Annotated in this window: 20 protein-coding genes; 10 read left to right on the top strand and 10 right to left on the bottom strand. The window is 63.5% G+C overall.

Annotated elements, in window-relative coordinates:
• Positions 1-17: 17 nt before the first annotated feature.
• Together ccmD and AC3EML_RS03260 are read left to right on the top strand one after the other, a co-directional pair.
• Positions 18-209, top strand: a complete 192-nt coding sequence (gene ccmD / locus AC3EML_RS03265) for a heme exporter protein CcmD (protein WP_023671735.1) — start codon at positions 18-20, stop codon at positions 207-209.
• Complete coding sequence (locus tag AC3EML_RS03260) at positions 206-787, top strand: DsbE family thiol:disulfide interchange protein (RefSeq protein WP_023671736.1); 582 nt, start codon at positions 206-208, stop codon at positions 785-787. Before ccmD ends, AC3EML_RS03260 begins: the two co-directional genes overlap by 4 nt.
• 185 nt (positions 788-972) lie before the next feature.
• Here AC3EML_RS03260 and AC3EML_RS03255 read toward each other — a convergent pair whose 3' ends face one another.
• Positions 973-1,140, bottom strand: a complete 168-nt coding sequence (locus AC3EML_RS03255) for a hypothetical protein (RefSeq protein ID WP_023671737.1) — start codon at positions 1,138-1,140, stop codon at positions 973-975.
• Positions 1,141-1,426: 286 nt separating this feature from the next.
• Between AC3EML_RS03255 and AC3EML_RS03250 the strand changes: the two genes are divergently transcribed.
• Together AC3EML_RS03250 and AC3EML_RS03245 are read left to right on the top strand one after the other, a co-directional pair.
• Positions 1,427-2,347 carry an SMP-30/gluconolactonase/LRE family protein gene (locus AC3EML_RS03250; RefSeq protein WP_023671738.1) on the top strand — a complete coding sequence of 307 codons (921 nt, stop codon included), beginning with the start codon at positions 1,427-1,429 and terminating at the stop codon, positions 2,345-2,347.
• A gap of 164 nt (positions 2,348-2,511) precedes the next feature.
• Positions 2,512-2,718 carry a tautomerase family protein gene (locus tag AC3EML_RS03245; RefSeq protein WP_023683852.1) on the top strand — a complete coding sequence of 69 codons (207 nt, stop codon included), beginning with the start codon at positions 2,512-2,514 and terminating at the stop codon, positions 2,716-2,718.
• 83 nt (positions 2,719-2,801) lie between these two features.
• Here the strand turns inward: AC3EML_RS03245 and AC3EML_RS03240 are convergent, their stop codons facing one another.
• The 8 genes from AC3EML_RS03240 to AC3EML_RS03205 all read right to left on the bottom strand — a co-directional run bounded on the left by AC3EML_RS03240 (position 2,802) and on the right by AC3EML_RS03205 (position 9,988).
• Positions 2,802-3,350, bottom strand: coding sequence for an NADPH-dependent FMN reductase (locus tag AC3EML_RS03240; protein ID WP_023683853.1), 549 nt, complete (start codon positions 3,348-3,350; stop codon positions 2,802-2,804).
• Between the two features lie 59 nt (positions 3,351-3,409).
• A complete protein-coding gene (locus AC3EML_RS03235; RefSeq protein WP_023683854.1) occupies positions 3,410-4,030 on the bottom strand; it encodes a pyridoxamine 5'-phosphate oxidase family protein in 621 nt (206 codons plus the stop codon).
• 60 nt (positions 4,031-4,090) lie between these two features.
• Positions 4,091-4,762 carry a septation protein A gene (locus AC3EML_RS03230; protein ID WP_023687683.1) on the bottom strand — a complete coding sequence of 224 codons (672 nt, stop codon included), beginning with the start codon at positions 4,760-4,762 and terminating at the stop codon, positions 4,091-4,093.
• Positions 4,763-4,823: 61 nt separating this feature from the next.
• The gene (gene ftsY, locus AC3EML_RS03225; RefSeq protein ID WP_352497729.1) at positions 4,824-6,815 is read right to left on the bottom strand and encodes a signal recognition particle-docking protein FtsY; all 1,992 of its coding nucleotides are present in this window, start codon (positions 6,813-6,815) and stop codon (positions 4,824-4,826) included.
• Positions 6,816-6,818: 3 nt separating this feature from the next.
• Positions 6,819-8,147: a tRNA (N(6)-L-threonylcarbamoyladenosine(37)-C(2))-methylthiotransferase MtaB gene (gene mtaB / locus AC3EML_RS03220; protein WP_031195600.1), complete on the bottom strand. Its 1,329-nt coding sequence runs from the start codon at positions 8,145-8,147 to the stop codon at positions 6,819-6,821.
• A complete protein-coding gene (dapF, locus tag AC3EML_RS03215) occupies positions 8,147-9,031 on the bottom strand; it encodes a diaminopimelate epimerase (protein ID WP_023687687.1) in 885 nt (294 codons plus the stop codon). Before dapF ends, mtaB begins: the two co-directional genes overlap by 1 nt.
• A gap of 73 nt (positions 9,032-9,104) precedes the next feature.
• Entirely contained in the window at positions 9,105-9,266 is a 162-nt protein-coding gene (locus AC3EML_RS03210; protein WP_023683859.1) for a DUF1328 family protein, read from the bottom strand.
• A gap of 98 nt (positions 9,267-9,364) precedes the next feature.
• The gene (locus AC3EML_RS03205) at positions 9,365-9,988 is read right to left on the bottom strand and encodes a hypothetical protein (RefSeq protein WP_245263098.1); all 624 of its coding nucleotides are present in this window, start codon (positions 9,986-9,988) and stop codon (positions 9,365-9,367) included.
• Between the two features lie 373 nt (positions 9,989-10,361).
• On the opposite strand from AC3EML_RS03205, the gene AC3EML_RS03200 reads away from it, so the two are divergent.
• Positions 10,362-10,901, top strand: a complete 540-nt coding sequence (locus AC3EML_RS03200; protein ID WP_023687689.1) for a protease inhibitor Inh/omp19 family protein — start codon at positions 10,362-10,364, stop codon at positions 10,899-10,901.
• A 30-nt stretch (positions 10,902-10,931) separates the two neighbouring features.
• Positions 10,932-12,116 carry a cell division protein ZapE gene (gene zapE / locus AC3EML_RS03195; RefSeq protein WP_352520761.1) on the top strand — a complete coding sequence of 395 codons (1,185 nt, stop codon included), beginning with the start codon at positions 10,932-10,934 and terminating at the stop codon, positions 12,114-12,116.
• A gap of 209 nt (positions 12,117-12,325) precedes the next feature.
• Here the strand turns inward: zapE and AC3EML_RS03190 are convergent, their stop codons facing one another.
• Entirely contained in the window at positions 12,326-12,754 is a 429-nt protein-coding gene (locus AC3EML_RS03190) for a GNAT family N-acetyltransferase (RefSeq protein ID WP_023687691.1), read from the bottom strand.
• Between the two features lie 233 nt (positions 12,755-12,987).
• Between AC3EML_RS03190 and mdh the strand changes: the two genes are divergently transcribed.
• Genes mdh through AC3EML_RS03170 form a run of 4 tightly spaced genes read left to right on the top strand, consistent with a single transcriptional unit; the run spans position 12,988 to position 16,047 of the window.
• Positions 12,988-13,956 (top strand): malate dehydrogenase, encoded by a 969-nt coding sequence (mdh, locus tag AC3EML_RS03185; protein ID WP_352519378.1) that lies wholly within the window; start codon positions 12,988-12,990, stop codon positions 13,954-13,956.
• Positions 13,957-13,975: 19 nt separating this feature from the next.
• The gene (gene sucC, locus AC3EML_RS03180; protein WP_352520762.1) at positions 13,976-15,169 is read left to right on the top strand and encodes an ADP-forming succinate--CoA ligase subunit beta; all 1,194 of its coding nucleotides are present in this window, start codon (positions 13,976-13,978) and stop codon (positions 15,167-15,169) included.
• Between the two features lie 6 nt (positions 15,170-15,175).
• Complete coding sequence (locus AC3EML_RS03175; protein WP_023670539.1) at positions 15,176-15,547, top strand: cupin domain-containing protein; 372 nt, start codon at positions 15,176-15,178, stop codon at positions 15,545-15,547.
• Positions 15,548-15,549: 2 nt separating this feature from the next.
• On the top strand, positions 15,550-16,047 hold the full coding sequence (locus AC3EML_RS03170; protein WP_023752711.1) for a DUF1579 family protein: 498 nt from the start codon (positions 15,550-15,552) through the stop codon (positions 16,045-16,047).
• Positions 16,048-16,053: the final 6 nt, after the last annotated feature.

The following is a 16,053-nucleotide window of genomic DNA, read 5'->3' as shown; positions in this document are numbered from 1 at the left end:
GAAGGGGAGCGAAGCGCATGAGTGCACACGCACTCTATGTCGCGGCCGCCTATGGCATCACGGTGATCGTGCTGGCCGGGCTGATCGGCTGGATCCTGCTCGACCAGCGGACCCGCAAGCGCGAACTGGCAGACCTCGAAGCGGCCGGCGTGCGGCGTCGCTCGGACAAAGCCGGTACTGGGGCCAGCACTGGGGCCAGCAAGCCATGAGCACGGAAAGCGAAACGACGGCGTCGCCGCGCCGCCGCCTGATCGTGCTGTTGCCGCTGCTGGTTTTTCTCGGCCTCGCCGGATTGTTCCTGTCGCAGCTTTTGTCGGGACGCGATGAGGCGGCAGTGCCGTCGGCGCTGATCGGCCTGCCGGCGCCGCAGACCAACCTGCCGGCGCTGGAAGGGTCAAACCTGCCCGGGCTGGATTCGAAAGCCTTCGCCGGCAAGGTAACGCTGGTCAACGTCTTTGCATCGTGGTGCGCGCCGTGCCGGGAAGAGCATCCGGTGCTCTTGCAGCTGTCGCAGGACAAGCGCTTCGTCATGGCCGCGCTAAACTACAAGGACCAAGCGCAAAACGCGCGCCGGTTCCTTGGTGATCTCGGCAATCCGTTCCAGGCGATAGGTGTCGACGAGGCCGGCCGCACGGCCATCGACTGGGGCGTCTACGGCGTGCCGGAAACCTTCGTCATCGGCAAGGACGGCAAGATTGCCTACAAGCATGTCGGGCCGCTGACAGGGGAGTCGGCGAGGGATGTTCTGTTGCCGCAGATTGAAAAGGCGCTCGCGGCACCGAGCTGACGTTGGCGCCATGCCCCCTCATCGGGCCGCTACGCGCCCCCTCCTCCCCGTGGGGGAGAAGAGGGAAGCATCGGCACAGGCTAGCTCCTCTCCCCGGGGGGAGAGGTCGGATTGCCCGAATTGCTCATGCAATTCGGTTTGGCAATCCGGGTGAGGGGGCGGTGCCCCGCTGAGGTCTGAAATGCTCAGCCGTAGATCTGCCTGTGGACCTGGTAGAGCATTTCCGAGCGGTCGGCGCGCAGGTCGGCCAGATCGCGGCTCGTCAGGTTTTCGATTTCCGCGACGAGGCGGTTATAGTGGCGGCGCTTGGCCATCGAGGTGCGCGCGCGGGAGAAGAGGTTGTCAAAAGCCATAGCAAGGGTCCTTTCGTGCCGCATATCAGCGGTGAATTTGTTCCTCCCTTGGTCGTTCGCACCATGACATAGGAATGGTGCGATGCAAAAAGAAGATGTTGCAATGCACCATTGCACAGGGCGCATAGCGGGTTAATACAGCGCTCCAGCACCATAAACGGCCGGACAGGCTGGCGGGCCATGCCGGCCGGGCACCTTTTGTCTTACAAATTGCGCCTGCGCCACCTTGCCATCGCGCCCGCAGGCTGGCTTGATCCGCGCGTCACGTGATGCCCGGAGGAAATGCATGGCGACCGCAGACTATTACGAAATTCTGGATCCGCGTTTCGCGCGGCTGTTCAACGGCAACGCCCAGGTGGAAAAGCTGTTTACCGGATGTCAGTGGGCGGAAGGGCCGGCCTGGTTCGCCGCCGGCCGCTATGTCGTCTGGTCCGACATCCCCAACAACCGCATGCTGCGCTATGACGAGACCGACGGCAATGTCAGCGTCTTCCGTCAGCCCTCCGGCAATTCCAACGGCAACACCGTCGACCGCCAGGGCCGACTGGTGACGTGCGAGCATTCCGGCCGCCGCGTCAGCCGCACCGAGCATGACGGTTCCGTCACCACCATCGCGGCCGAATGGAAAGGCAAGCGGCTGAATTCGCCCAATGACGCGGTCGTGAAATCCGACGGCTCGATCTGGTTCACCGATCCGAGCTACGGCATCGACACCGACTATGAGGGCGACAAGGCCGAAAGCGAGATCGGCGCTTGCAATGTCTACCGGGTCGATCCGGATACGGGCGAGGTCGAGGCCGTCATCACCGACATGGTCCGGCCGAACGGGCTTGCCTTTTCACTGGATGAAAGCCAGCTCTATGTCGTCGACACCGGCCGCACCCATGGCGCGCAGAACCCCGCGCATATGCGGGTCTTCAACGTCGGCAAGCACGGCAAGAAGGTCTCGGGCGGGAAGGTGTTCGCTGACTGCACGGCCGGTCTATTCGACGGCTTCCGGCTCGACGAGGCCGGCCGCATCTGGACCAGTGCCGCCGACGGCATCCATTGCTACGATCCCGACGGCACGCTGATCGGCAAGGTCAAGGTGCCGGAAGTGACCGCCAATTGCGTGTTCGGCGGCAACAAGCTGAACTGCCTCTACATCGCCGGCACCACGTCGCTCTACATGGTGCGGCTGATGGTGAACGGGGCGAAGACGTATTGAGGCTGCTGGAAACGCTTCTCTGGCGGCCCTTGATGGCGTTTCTGCGCCTGCCGGCGGCGCCTGTAGCGCTGCGGCCGCGGAACCACCGCCAAGCGGTTCGCCGGAGCGGATTTCGAAGCCGCCCAGCGGCGGCGGTATCAGACACAATTCAAGGGGAGGACGTCATGCCATTCGTCAACATCCGCATCGTCAAGGAAGTGATCGCCGCTGATCCCGCTGGCAAGAAGGCCGACATTGCCAAAAAGGTCACGGCGGCGATCATGGACGCCACCGGGCTTAGCAATGACGACGTCTGGGTGGTGTTCGAAGAGGTCAACGCGCGCGACTGGTATGTCGGTGTGACCGATGTCGAGACGTTGCGGAAGGGGTAGCACAGCGGCACGTTGGGGTGCGCCGCACCCTTTCGTTCGTCATCCTAGGGTCTGCGCCGCGTCGCTTCGCTCCTTGCTCCGCCCTAGGATGACGAGGCAACGTTTGCGCGTATAAAACTCGCGAAAACCTGCACCGCTTCGCGCATGGCCCGCAGGTTCTCGTCCTCTCCCAGGATCGCTTCTATCTCCGGCGGTTTCTTGCCGAGCAAGGCAATCTCCAGAACCGCATTCTCACAAAGCGCGAACGACATGGTGCGCATGATCTCGGCCAGCGCGGCGCGGGCATAGAGCGAGCGCGCGGAGGCGTGGGCCAGCATGGCGGGCTTGCCGACTGCGGCGTCGCGCGAGACCAGCCAGTCGAGAGCGTTTTTCATGCCGCCGGGCACGCCATGGGCATATTCGGGGCAGGAGACGATGATGCCATCGGCGCTGGTGACGGCCTCGATCAGCCGCATGGCCTCGGCCGGTGTGCGCTCGCCTTCGTCATCCGGGTTGAAGATCGGCAGCAGGCCGAGCCCGTCATAGACAGTTACGCGGCAATCCGAAGGCGCGTTCGCGGACAGCGCCGCCAGCAGCGCCGAATTGGTCGAGGCGGCGCGCAGGCTGCCGGAGATGGCGAGGAGTTCGATCACGGGGAAACAGGGCTAGGGAAAACCGGCAAAGGACCGCAATGGCGAATCGTACCCGAAATCTACCACAGGGTCTTGCTGTAGGCTTCGTCCAGCGAGCGGTCGAAATCGTCGGCAGTTTCGGCATGCGCCATCTGATCGGACAGGATCTGACCGAGCGTCGGCAACGTCGCGCGGTCGTGCCAGCTGTCCGGCTTCCACAATTCGGAGCGCATGAAGGCCTTGGCGCAGTGCATGTAAGCGGCCTTGACGCTCACCACGACGACGCTTTGCGGTTGCTTGCCGTCGACGGTGAGGCGCTCGCGCAAACCGGCATCGACGGTTATGCGGGCGTCGCCATTGATGCGCAGCGTCTCGTTCATGCCGGGGATGAGAAAAAGCAGCCCGACCGAAGGGTTGAGCAGGATGTTTTCCAGCGTGTCCAGCCGGTTGTTGCCGGGCCGGTCGGGAATGGCGATGGTCCTGTCGTCGAGGACAAGGGCAAAGCCCGGTCTGTCGCCTTTCGGCGTCACGTCGGCATTGCCGGCGCCGTCGGAAGAACCGATCAGCACGAAAGGGCTCTTGCCGATGAAAGAGCGGCAGTGGCCGTCGAGCGCCCTGAGTTCCTTGCGCATCGAGGTGTCGGTCGGCCGCGGGGTCTTGTAGATCGTCCTCAGTTCATCGCGCGTGGTGACGAATTCCATGGCCGTCTCCGTTTATTCTGACGCAATTCCGGACGGCTTCACACTTTTCCTGGAATTGCTCTACTTGCCGGCTTCTTCCACCTTCTCGGCCTTATCCTCGATCGAATGGTGCAGGATCAGCGGCATCTGGCTGAAGGTGAACAACAGGGTGATCGGCATGATGCCCCAGACCTTGAAGGTAACCCAGAAGTCGGTGGAAAAATTCCGCCACACCACTTCATTGGCAAGAGCCAGGAACAGGAAGAACAGGCCCCAGCGGAAAGTCAGCTTGCGCCAGCCTTCGGCATCGAGGCGAAAGGCCGAATCGAAGACATAGCCGAGCAGCGATCGGCCGAAATACAGACCGCCGAGCAGCACGCCGCCGAACAGGGTGTTGACGATGGTCGGCTTCATCTTGATGAACACGTCGTCCTGCAGATAGAGCGTCAGCGCGCCGAAGATGAAGACGACGACGCCCGAGACCATCGGCATGATCGGCAAGGTGCGCAGCAGCAGCCAGGAGGCGATCAGCGCGATCGCCGTCGCCGCCATGAAAAGGCCGGTGGCGACGAAGATCGGCCCGCCGAATTCGGCCAGGACAGGAAATTTCTGCACCAGCCAGGCGCCGCGTGCATTGGCGAAGAAGAACACCATCAGCGGCCCGAGTTCCAGCACCAGCTTGAGCAGCGGATTGACGCTTTCTTTCTTCTTTCGCGGGTCGGACGGGTCGCGTTCGAGGATGGGTGGGTTCATGACTTCCTTCTGACGCATGATCTTGTCCAAAAAGCCGTCAGCTCTTCGGGATCATTGCCTGTTACGCTACGCCGGCGATCGCCCTGGCGAATTCGCCGGCCGAGAATGGTTCGAGGTCGTCGACCTGTTCGCCGACGCCGATGAAGTAGACCGGCAGTTTGTGCTTTGCCGCGATCGCGACCAGAATACCGCCGCGCGCCGTGCCGTCCAGCTTGGTCATCACCAGGCCGTTGACGCCGGCGACATTGCGGAAGATCTCGACCTGATTGAGCGCATTCTGGCCGGTGGTGGCGTCGACCGTCTGCAGCACGGTATGCGGCGCTTCCGGATCGAGCTTGCCCAGCACGCGCACGATCTTTTCCAGCTCCGCCATCAGTTCGGTCTTGTTTTGCAGCCGGCCGGCGGTGTCGATGATCAGTACGTCGGAGCCGGCCTCCTTGGCGCGTTCGAAAGCGTCGTAGGCAAGGCCGGCGGCATCCGCGCCGATCTTCGAGGCGATGACCGGAGACTTCGTCCTCTCGCCCCAGATCTTCAGCTGCTCGATGGCTGCAGCGCGAAAGGTATCGCCGGCGGCCAGCATCACCGACAGGCCACCATCGGTCAGTTTGGCGGCGAGCTTGCCGATGGTCGTGGTCTTGCCGGTGCCGTTGACGCCGACCACCAGAATGACATGCGGCTTGTGCGACAGGTCGAGCTCCAGCGGCATGGCGACATGGGCCAGCACCTTCTCCACCTCGGCCGCCATGATGGTGCGGACATCCGCGTCGGAGACATCCTTGCCGTAGCGGCTGGCAGCGAGGGCATCGGTGACGCGCAAGGCTGTTTCCATGCCCAGATCGGCACGGATCAGCACGTCCTCCAGATCCTGCAGCGTCTCCTCGTCGAGCTTGCGCTTGGTGAAGACGCCGGCGATGTTGCCGGTGAGTTCTTTCGAGGAGCGGGCAAGCCCGTCGCGCATGCGCTGGAACCAGGAGCGTCGCGGCGCCGGTTCGGGCGCCTTTTGCGGCTCGGCTTTCTGCTCGACCTTTCTGGTGACGGTGACTTTGCCGACTGACGGTGTCGGCTGTGGTGTCGGCGGAAAACCCGGTTCAGGCATGGGCGCAACCCCCGCCGTGGCAGCCCGGACTTCGACCGGCGCGGGTGTGGCTTCGACCGGAGTGCGCTTTACCTCCCCCTCGATGGGGGAGGTCCCAAGCGAAGCTTGGGGGTGGGGGTGATTTGCGCTGGCGTCAGCGCTGTCACCCCACCGCGCCGCTTCGCGTCGACCCTCCCCATCGAGGGGAGGGTGGGTCGCCTCGTCCTTCTCCCCGTGGCTATACGGGGAGAAGGTGCCGGCAGGCGGATGAGGGGCGGCGCTGACCTCTGAGGTAGGCTGTGCGGGAGGCGCGGACGGTTGCGGCACTTCGATCGGGGCGGCCGGTTCTGCGGGAGTCTCGGCAGGCGTCGGCACTTCGACGGGAGCGGGCTCCAGCTGCGGTTCCGGACGCGATGGTTCGATCTCCGGCTCGGCCGGCGCCGGCGGCACTTCTTGGGGCTGCGGCTCGGGAGCCGGCTCCGGAACGGCTGGCGGCGCAGGAACTTCTTCCGGTGCAGGCGGCTCGGGTATCTCCGGCTCAGGCTGCGGTTCTTCTACCGGCGCGGGCTCCGGCAACGGTTCCGGCTCGGATGGGACGACCGGTTCCGGCGCGGGCGGGATGGTCGGCGTGGGTTCGGGCTTCGGTTCTTCTGGCGCCGACTGCGGCGCAGGCTTTACCTCCCCCTCGATGGGGGAGGCCCCAAGCGAAGCTTGGGGGTGGGGGTGAGTGGCGTCGGCGTCGGCGCTCTCACCCCTCCCCGCCACTTCGTGGCGACCCTCCCCATCGAGGGGAGGGTGGGGCGTCGGCGGCTCGGGCTCCTCGCGCTTCAAGAACTCCGGAACGACCTGCTCGGCCGCCGGCTTCAGCGCCTCAAGCGCATCCCATTTGATCGGCGGCAGGGGAGCGGTTTCGTCGATGCGCTCCTCGACGACTTCCTTCTTGCCGAACGAAAATATGTTCTTGAAAAAACCGGCCATGCTTCAATCGTCGCAGGCGGCGCGGGCAGTGAGCGGGGCCGCTATCAGGCGCACGCCGTCATGGCCGGTGATGTCTGCCTCGACGATCTCGCCCGGCGCGCCTGTGCCGAGCCCGGCAAGCGTGAACCCTTCGGTGCGGCCGACGCCGTCGCGCTCGATAAGGATCGTTTGGCGCGTTCCGGGAAGCGACGACAGATGGCGGCGATACGCAGCCTCACCAGCGGCGCGCAGCTGGGCCGCGCGCTGCTTGACCAATTCGCGGCGGACCTGCGGCATGCGCGCGGCGGGCGTGCCTTCGCGCGGCGAAAACGGGAAGACATGCAGGTGCGTCAGCCCACATTCCTCGACGATCTTTATCGAATTCTGAAACATTTCCTCGGTCTCGGTCGGGAAGCCGGCGATGATGTCGGCGCCGAAGACGATTGCCGGGCGCAATTTGCGCACATCCTCGCAGAAGCGGATCGACTGGTCGCGCAAATGCCTGCGCTTCATGCGCTTCAGGATCATGTCGTCACCTGATTGCAGCGACAGATGCAGATGCGGCATCAGCCTGGGCTCGGTGGCGATGGCGTCCAGCAGATCGTCGTCGGCCTCGATCGAATCGATGGAGGACAGCCGCAGCCGCCTCACATCAGGCACCTGCTTCAGGATGGTCTTCACCAGCTTTCCCAGCTTCGGCGCGCCCGGCAGGTCGGCGCCGAAAGAGGTCATGTCGACGCCGGTCAGCACGATCTCGGCGTAGCCGTTGCCGACGAGACGCTTGACCTGCTCGACAACCGCGCCCATCGGCACCGAGCGTGAGTTGCCGCGGCCATAGGGGATGATGCAGAAGGTGCAGCGATGGTCGCAGCCGTTCTGCACCTGGACGAAAGCACGTGCCCGGCCGTCAATGGCGTCGACCATGTGGCCGGCGGTCTCGCGCACCGAGAAAATGTCGTTGACGCGCGCCTTCTCGCTGTCGTTGACGCCGAAATCCGGCAGCGCGCGGTAGGAGTTGGCCTTCAGCTTCTCTTCGTTGCCAAGCACGAGGTCGACCTCGTCCATGGCGGCAAAATTCTGCGGTTCGGTTTGCGCGGCGCAGCCGGTGACGATGATGCGCGCCGCCGGATTTTCGCGGCGGGCCTTTCTGATCGACTGCCTGGCCTGGCGCACCGCTTCGGCGGTGACGGCGCAGGTGTTGAAGATAATGGCGCCGCCTTTGAGCGCGCCGAGACCTGCGCTTTCGGCCTCGCGGCGCATCACTTCGGATTCATAGGTGTTGAGACGGCAGCCAAAGGTGACGACGTCTATGCCTTGGGAGTTGGGGCCCTTGGTATCGGCAAGCGCAGACATCAGGCCGCGCTTTCGGTGTCGCGGGCCCAGGTGCCGGTCGACGGATCGAAATTGCCGGAAAACTCCCATTCGGCAGCGCCGGTCAGGATGACGTGGTCGTCGTCGCGCCATTCCACATGCAGCGAGCCGCCGCCGGGCGTCATCAGCGTAACGCTGCGGCCGGTGCGCCGGGTGCGGGCAGCGGCGACGACGGAAGCGCAAGCGGCCGAGCCGCAAGCCCTGGTCAGGCCGGCGCCGCGCTCCCAAGTGCGGATGATCATCGTCTCCGGCGACGTTACCTGGGCGATGGTGATGTTGGCGCGCTCGGGGAAGATCGGATGGTTTTCGAGCAGCGGGCCGAAACGCTCGAGTTCGTAGGACCAGACATCGTTGTCGACCCAGAAGATAGCGTGAGGGTTGCCCATCGAGAGAGCCGAAGGCGAATGCAGCACCGGCGCGTCGATGGGGCCGATCTGCAACTCGATCATGCGGGTGTCGCGGAATTCCTCGGCCAGCGGAATGTCCTGCCAGCCAAAGCGCGGAGTGCCCATGTCGACCGAGATGGTGCCGTCGGCATGTTCGACGGCGTTGAGGATGCCGGCGCGGGTCTCGAAGGTGAAAGTCTTCTGGCCGGTTTCGGCGGCCAGCGCCTGGACGACACAGCGCATGCCGTTGCCGCAGGCCTGCGCGCCCGAGCCGTCGGAATTCAAAATGTCGATGTAAAACGCGGTGCCCGGCGTGCGCGAATCGTGGATCGCCATGATCTGGTCGAACCTAGTCGCCGCATCGGCGTTCAGCGCGACAGCCGACGCCGCCGTGACCCTATCGGCACGGCCACGCATGTCGGCGACGATGATTTCGTTGCCGATGCCGTTCATCTTGGCGAAGGGGGCAGTGCCTGCCATGATCTGAGGTAATTCCTGTACGTTTCGCCGCTATATGGCGGAAACGGGCGGGAATTACCAGTGTGGGCTGCGTTTAGGTTACCGCGAAAACGCCGAGCACGATCAGCAGGAAGATGACGAGAACGATGCCGATCAGCACGCGCGCGCCGGTGGCGGCGGCACCGGCCAGCGCCGGCATGCCGAGCAGGCTGGCGGCGGCAGCAACGATGAGAAGAATGATGATCCATTTGATCATGGACAATGCCTCGCAAATTGACTGGCCTGCAGCCGGCTTAAGAACGCATCTGCGGCGCTCTGGTTCCGTTGCCGCGAGGCTCTTTCCGACTGGGCGCGCTATTCGGCAATCTCGAAGTCGGTCGTGAAAGGCGCCGTCTTTTGCGAGTTCTCGTCGTGCATGAGGAAATCCGCGCGGTATTTGCCGGGGGGAACGCCATCCAGGGAGACGTTTAATTTGAAGAACATCTCTCGGTTATGCGAGCGCGAGGCGAGCTGGACCCGGCCAAGCTTTTCGACGGTTCCCAGCTTCTCGCCCGACTGGGAAAGCACGGTAAGGTCAACGTAAAGCGCGATCTGGTTGTTGCCGAGCCCATCCGAGCCGTAGCCGTAACCGACCGGCTCCATATAAAGCACAATCTCTTCGCCCGGCTTGTAGACATGGTTCGGGCGCTCGGCGTAGGCCCCGAACCCGCTGGCCGACATGATGTGTTTCACATTTTGCACGCCAAGCGGCATCGCTTGCCACAGAGCGTCCTCGGCGCTGCGGAATTTGTCCAGCGCGCCGGCACCATCACCCGCCTGCAGTGCCTTTTCGGCTTCAGCGGCGCGATCGGTGATTTCACCCGCGAAAGCGGCCGGCGTCGAAATTACCAGCGCGATCAAAACTGCCAAGATTGATTTCATCTGTTCCCCCTGTTGCGATAGACCATCGGCTAAAACGGCAGTGCCGTAAACGGCCAAATGCAGACTTCAGCCGCGCTCGATCTCGGGAACGTCCCAAAGCTCGCCCGGACGGAAGGCGCGAAACCGCTCACCCAGGCCTTGCGCCTCAAGCGCTTCAGTCAGTTTTGCGCCGGCATTTGCGCTCGACCGCCGATGCGCCGACCTGCCGCGGGCTCCGGTGCCGCTTTCGCAACCAATGTACCGGTTGGAACCGCGCTAGAGCGAAGACATGCCTTTTGTCCGCCAGCCATTTTGCGACAAATTTACAACAATTCGTGGTGCAAACCCTATTTTAACCATATCGGGTTGAAATTTCGCCACCTTCTCCATCTTGGTGAGGGGTGAGATTGTGCGGACGGCTTCCCCCCAGCCGGATCCGACGGAGGTTGGAATGATTTTTTCGAGAAGCGGGCTGATGGCCGTATCGCTGGCAGCGCTCGTTGCGAGCGGCTGTTCGACCTCGCGTTTTTCATCGATGGATGACCAGCAGCCCGCCCCGCTGCAGCCCGCGCCCGCCGGCACGGTGAGCGGAAGCCAACTGCCGCCCCCGGCAGCGCCGGGCACCACCGACCCATCGCAATTCCCGACCGCGCCGGCAGGCGCGCAGGTCGCCTCGCTGCCGCCGGACGGATCGGCGCCGGCCGGAGCCTCCGACCTTACCGCTGCGAGCGTTGCCGGCGTTTGGAACGCCAGCGTGTCCGGACAGAGCTGCAAGGTGGCGACGCCGCAGACCAAATTCGGCGCCGGCTTCCGCGCCGGGCCGCTGCATTGCCCGCCGCCCATCGACGGCATCAAATCGTGGAACGTCGCCGGCAAGCAGCTGACGCTCTATGACGAGAATGGCGGCACGCTGGCGCGGCTCTATTCCTCGGGCGGTTCGAAATTCGACGGCCAGACTACCAACGGCTTGCCGATATCGCTTACAAGATAGGCTGCCTATCCCTAGACAGCGACGTGACCGATGCATCTGCGTGACGGCCTCCAGACCCATGCGACCGTCAGGCAGCGCTACAACCATCTGGTCGCAACCGGCGCCATCGAGCGCGATGCGGCGCAGGAGCGCATTGCCGCCGCGCTCGACCGGCTGACCGACGAGATCTCGGTCAAGCGGCTGGCGCACAAGTCGAGCGCGCTCGGCTGGCTGTTTGCCCGCAAGCGCGAGACGCGCGAGGTCGTCAAGGGCCTCTACATTCATGGCGACGTCGGTCGCGGCAAGACCATGCTGATGGATATGTTCTTCGAGTTGTTGCCGGTCAGGCGCAAGCGCCGCGTTCATTTCAACGACTTCATGGCCGATGTGCAGGACCGCATCCAGAAGCACCGGCAGGCGCGCAAGAACGGCGACGTCAAGGAGGACGACCCGATCCCGCCGGTCGCGCTTCAGCTTGCCGAACAGGCCTGGGTGCTGTGCTTCGATGAGTTTTCGGTCACCGACATTGCCGATGCGATGGTCCTGTCGCGGCTGTTTTCGGCGCTGTTCGCCAATGGCGTGGTTCTGGTCGCCACCTCGAATGTCGCGCCGCAGGACCTTTATCGCGACGGGCTGAACCGCCAGCTTTTCCTGCCCTTCATCAGCATTCTCGAGCGCCACGCCCATGTGCTGACGCTTGATGCCGACAAGGACTACAGGCTGGAAAAGCTCGCCCGCACGCCGGTTTATGTCACCCCGGCGGATGCCGAAGCCGACCGTGTGCTCGACGAGGCCTGGCAGGCGATGACGCGTGGAGCGCTGACGGCCGAGACCTCGCTGACGCTCAAGGGGCGGCAAGTGAGGATACCGGCTGCCGCCGGGGATGCAGCGCGGTTTTCCTTCGCCGACCTCTGCGAAAAGCCGCTCGGCGCACGCGATTTCCTGGCCATTGCCGGCCGCTTCTCGACCGTCTTCATCGATCACGTGCCGGTGCTGGGCGAAGGCAAGCGCAACGAGGCCAAGCGCTTCATCCTGTTGATCGACACGCTCTACGATCATCACACGCGGCTGGTGGTGAGCGCTGAGGCTCCCCCGCCTGAGCTTTACACGGCCAGGCGCGGCGTCGAGGTGTTCGAATTCGAACGCACCGCCTCGCGGCTGATCGAGATGCAAAGCCGCGACTGGCTGGAGGACTGGGCGGAACGGCAGAAGGACAACGCGGAAGCGCAGGTCTGAGGGTTCCAAGAGGTCATTATGTAGTGATCCTTCGCGCCCCCCTCTGTCCTGCCGGACATCTCCCCCACACGGGGGGAGATTGGCGGTTTCGGCGCTCCGCTCATTCATGCGGCCATTGGAGATTGGCGAAAGGTCGCGTGACGTCCGATCTCCCCCCTCGTGGGGGAGATGCCTGGCAAGGCAGAGGGGGGGCGCTGTCCCGCCGACGCCTAAAGCTCGTACACATACATCACAAACGACTCCGCCGGCCCATGCACCTCCTTGCGCGATTCATAAAGCGCGCGCGCTGGCACATTGTCCGGTTCGGTGCCGACCCAGGCTTCGCCGCATCCCTGCTCGCGGCCGAGCGCGAACATGGCGTCGAGCATCTTTCGCGCGATGCCATGGCGCTGGTAGGCGGGTGAGACGCCGACCTCGTCGATGTAGAGTTCGCTGACCTTGTCCAGGTGGCGGTGGATGACGGCAGCACACTGGCCGACGACGACGCCATCGGCCAGTGCCACAATCATCATATGACCTGAGGAGGCGAGGTAGGCGGACAGTCTGTCGGCCCGTACCGGTTCATCGAACACGTCTTCGGCGATGCGCTTCACAAGGGCGTCATCGCCTGGATAGAGTCTTCTGATTTCCACGTTCATTGTGTAAAACCTCTCAAGTCGGCTTACAAACTTTGACGTTTACGTAAATCCCAATGTTTCTAACCGATTGAAATTATTCACTCGAAAATAACCGATTGAATATATTTTCCACCAGGGCTACTGGATGCGGCGAAATCTCGCTGAGACCACAGCATTCCGGCCTCTTCCTCGACGCCGTCAACAGATCGCCAGGGATTTGGGCGTCGTCACAGACAAAGGGAAAATTTCCTCACATGGCACGCAACAAGATAGCGCTTATCGGCTCCGGCATGATCGGCGGCACGCTCGCTCACATGATCGGCCTCAAGGACCTCGGCGACGTGGTGCTGTTCGATATTGCCGAGGGCATTCCGCAAGGCAAGGGGCTCGATATCGCGCAGTCTTCGCCGGTCGACGGTTTTGACTCCCGGCTGACCGGCGTCAATGATTATGCCGGGATCGAGGGCGCCGATGTCTGCATCGTCACTGCCGGCGTGCCGCGCAAGCCGGGTATGAGCCGCGACGATCTGCTGGGCATCAACCTCAAGGTCATGGAACAGGTCGGCGCAGGGCTGAAGAAATACGCGCCCAAGGCTTTCGTCATCTGCATCACCAACCCGCTCGACGCCATGGTCTGGGCGCTGCAGAAGTTTTCCGGCCTGCCCAAGACCCATGTCGTCGGCATGGCCGGCGTGCTCGACAGCGCGCGCTTCCGCTATTTCCTGGCCGAGGAGTTCAAGGTTTCGGTCGAGGACGTTACCGCTTTCGTGCTCGGCGGCCACGGCGATTCCATGGTGCCGATGATCCGCTATTCCACGGTGTCGGGCATTCCGCTGCCCGACCTGATCAAGATGGGCTGGACCTCGAAGGAAAAGCTCGACCAGATCGTGCAGCGCACCCGCGACGGCGGCGCCGAGATCGTCGGCTTGTTGAAGACCGGCTCGGCCTTCTACGCCCCGGCCGCCTCGGCCATCGCGATGGCCGAATCCTACCTCAAGGACAAGAAGCGTGTGCTGCCTTGTGCTGCGCATCTCTCGGGCCAGTATGGCGTCAAGGGCACCTATGTCGGCGTTCCCGTGGTCATCGGCGCCGGCGGCGTCGAGCGCATCATCGAGATCGACCTCAACAAGGCCGAGCAGAAGATGTTCGACGCTTCGGTGGCGACGGTGCAGGGCCTGACCGAGGCCTGCGTCAAGATCGCCCCGCATCTCGCCTCGAAATAATCCTCCGGAGACCATCCAGATGAACATCCATGAATATCAAGGCAAGGCGCTGCTGAAGTCGTTTGGCGCGCCGGTGGCCGAAGGCGTGCCGGTGTTCAAGGCAAGCGAAGCGGAAGCCGCGGCACAAGCGCTTCCCGGTCCGCTCTATGTGGTGAAGAGCCAAATCCATGCCGGCGGCCGCGGCAAGGGGAAGTTCAAGGAACTGTCGCCCGACGCAAAGGGCGGCGTGCGGCTGGCTAAGTCGGTTGCCGAAGTCGTTGCCAACGCCAATGAGATGCTCGGCCACACGCTGGTGACCAAGCAGACCGGCCCCGCCGGCAAGCAGGTCAACCGCCTCTATATCGAGGACGGCGCCGACATTGAGCGCGAGCTTTATCTGTCGATCCTGGTCGACCGCTCGGTCGGCCGCATCGCTTTCGTCGTCTCGACGGAGGGCGGCATGGACATCGAGGGCGTCGCCCACGACACACCGGAAAAGATCATCACCCGCGCCATCGATCCGCGGGCCGGCGTGACGACCACCGACGTCGACATATTGGTGGAAGCGCTGGGACTAAACGGCGATGCCGCCAAGGATGCCGGCACGCTGTTCCCGATCCTCTACAAGGCCTTTGTCGAGAAGGACATGAGCCTGCTCGAGGTCAACCCGCTGATCGTGATGAAAAACGGCCGCCTGCGCGTGCTGGACGCCAAGGTGTCGTTCGACAACAACGCGCTGTTTCGCCACCCCGAACTGATGGAATTGCGCGACACCACCGAAGAGGACGAGAAGGAGATCGAGGCGTCGAAATACGACCTCGCCTATGTCGCGCTCGACGGCAATATCGGCTGCATGGTCAACGGCGCCGGCCTTGCCATGGCGACGATGGACATCATCAAGCTCTACGGCGCCGAACCCGCCAACTTCCTCGATGTCGGCGGTGGCGCGTCGAAGGAGAAGGTGACGGCGGCGTTCAAGATCATCACCCGGGATCCGGCGGTCAAAGGCATTTTGATCAACATCTTCGGCGGCATCATGAAGTGCGACATCATCGCCGAGGGCGTGATTGCCGCGGTCAAGGAAGTCGGCCTGGAAGTGCCGTTGGTGGTGCGCCTCGAAGGCACAAACGCCGAACTCGGCAAGAAGATCATCAACGACAGCGGCCTCAACGTCGTGTCGGCCGACGATCTCGACGACGCAGCCAAGAAGATCGTGGCGGCGGTGAAGGGCTGAAGGCGAATGCCTCCGCGCAAGATAAACCTGGTCGAGGCGGCGGATCGAACGATCACCAAGGTCTTCGATCCGCATATCGCCGGCGACGTCAATGACAGCCAGGCGAAGGTCGCCAAGTTCGGCGAGACCTTCGACTGGCATGCACATGAGCATGAGGACGAGGCCTTTCTCGTGCTGCGCGGACGCATCGCCATCGATTTTCGCGACGGTCCGGTCGAGCTCGGCGAGGGCGACTTCATCGTCGTGCCAAGGGGTGTCGAGCACCGGCCGCGGTCGCTGACCGCCGAGCCCGTGGTGCTGATGTTCGAGCCGGCAACGACACTCAACACCGGCAATGCCAAGAGCGACCTCACCGTCACCGACCTGAAGCGGCTCTGACCATGAACGCGGCTTCCTTTTCCTCGCTCTCGGCCGATCACCAGCGCCTGCAGGCGCTGGTCGGCGCGTGGCGCGGCGAGGAAGAGGTGGCGGAAACGCAATGGGCCGATGGCGGCACGGCGACGTCGGAGGTGCTGGCGGAGGCGCAGTTCGGCGGCCTGTTCGTGGTGCAGCGCTATCGCCAGCGCCGCGACGGCACGGTCTCGTTCGGGTCGCACTCAGTGTTCGGCTTCGACCAGCCAAACAGCCTCGTCACCATGCATCAGTTCGATTCCATGGGTTTTATGCCGGCCTCGCCGGCCACAGGTGCATGGAACGGCGCAGAACTGATTCTGGAGCGGTCATCGCCGCGCGGCTCAGCGCGCGTGACGTATATTTTCGACACTCCCGATGCCTACCGGATGCGACTGCATTTCAAACCTGCCGGCAGCGACAGCTGGCAAGACATGGTGAGCGGCGTCTACCGGCGCGTTTCGCCTTCCTCGATCAACGGTTTTTAGAAAAGG

It is taken from the genome of Mesorhizobium sp. P170090, assembly GCF_057786115.1.
The sequence above is the reverse complement of the archived record's forward strand: the minus strand, read 5'-3'. Positions and strand labels throughout refer to the sequence as shown.

Bases quoted from the DNA above. Each gene is read 5' to 3' on its own strand.
- ccmD (WP_023671735.1), top strand. From the start codon at position 18: ATGAGTGCACACGCACTCTATGTCGCGGCCGCCTATGGCATCACGGTG.
- AC3EML_RS03260 (WP_023671736.1), top strand. From the start codon at position 206: ATGAGCACGGAAAGCGAAACGACGGCGTCGCCGCGCCGCCGCCTGATC.
- AC3EML_RS03255 (WP_023671737.1), bottom strand. From the start codon at position 1,140: ATGGCTTTTGACAACCTCTTCTCCCGCGCGCGCACCTCGATGGCCAAG.
- AC3EML_RS03250 (WP_023671738.1), top strand. From the start codon at position 1,427: ATGGCGACCGCAGACTATTACGAAATTCTGGATCCGCGTTTCGCGCGG.
- AC3EML_RS03245 (WP_023683852.1), top strand. From the start codon at position 2,512: ATGCCATTCGTCAACATCCGCATCGTCAAGGAAGTGATCGCCGCTGAT.
- AC3EML_RS03235 (WP_023683854.1), bottom strand. From the start codon at position 4,030: ATGGAATTCGTCACCACGCGCGATGAACTGAGGACGATCTACAAGACC.
- AC3EML_RS03230 (WP_023687683.1), bottom strand. From the start codon at position 4,762: ATGAACCCACCCATCCTCGAACGCGACCCGTCCGACCCGCGAAAGAAG.
- ftsY (WP_352497729.1), bottom strand. From the start codon at position 6,815: ATGGCCGGTTTTTTCAAGAACATATTTTCGTTCGGCAAGAAGGAAGTC.
- mtaB (WP_031195600.1), bottom strand. From the start codon at position 8,147: ATGTCTGCGCTTGCCGATACCAAGGGCCCCAACTCCCAAGGCATAGAC.
- dapF (WP_023687687.1), bottom strand. From the start codon at position 9,031: ATGGCAGGCACTGCCCCCTTCGCCAAGATGAACGGCATCGGCAACGAA.
- AC3EML_RS03210 (WP_023683859.1), bottom strand. From the start codon at position 9,266: ATGATCAAATGGATCATCATTCTTCTCATCGTTGCTGCCGCCGCCAGC.
- AC3EML_RS03200 (WP_023687689.1), top strand. From the start codon at position 10,362: ATGATTTTTTCGAGAAGCGGGCTGATGGCCGTATCGCTGGCAGCGCTC.
- zapE (WP_352520761.1), top strand. From the start codon at position 10,932: ATGCATCTGCGTGACGGCCTCCAGACCCATGCGACCGTCAGGCAGCGC.
- AC3EML_RS03190 (WP_023687691.1), bottom strand. From the start codon at position 12,754: ATGAACGTGGAAATCAGAAGACTCTATCCAGGCGATGACGCCCTTGTG.
- mdh (WP_352519378.1), top strand. From the start codon at position 12,988: ATGGCACGCAACAAGATAGCGCTTATCGGCTCCGGCATGATCGGCGGC.
- sucC (WP_352520762.1), top strand. From the start codon at position 13,976: ATGAACATCCATGAATATCAAGGCAAGGCGCTGCTGAAGTCGTTTGGC.
- AC3EML_RS03175 (WP_023670539.1), top strand. From the start codon at position 15,176: ATGCCTCCGCGCAAGATAAACCTGGTCGAGGCGGCGGATCGAACGATC.
- AC3EML_RS03170 (WP_023752711.1), top strand. From the start codon at position 15,550: ATGAACGCGGCTTCCTTTTCCTCGCTCTCGGCCGATCACCAGCGCCTG.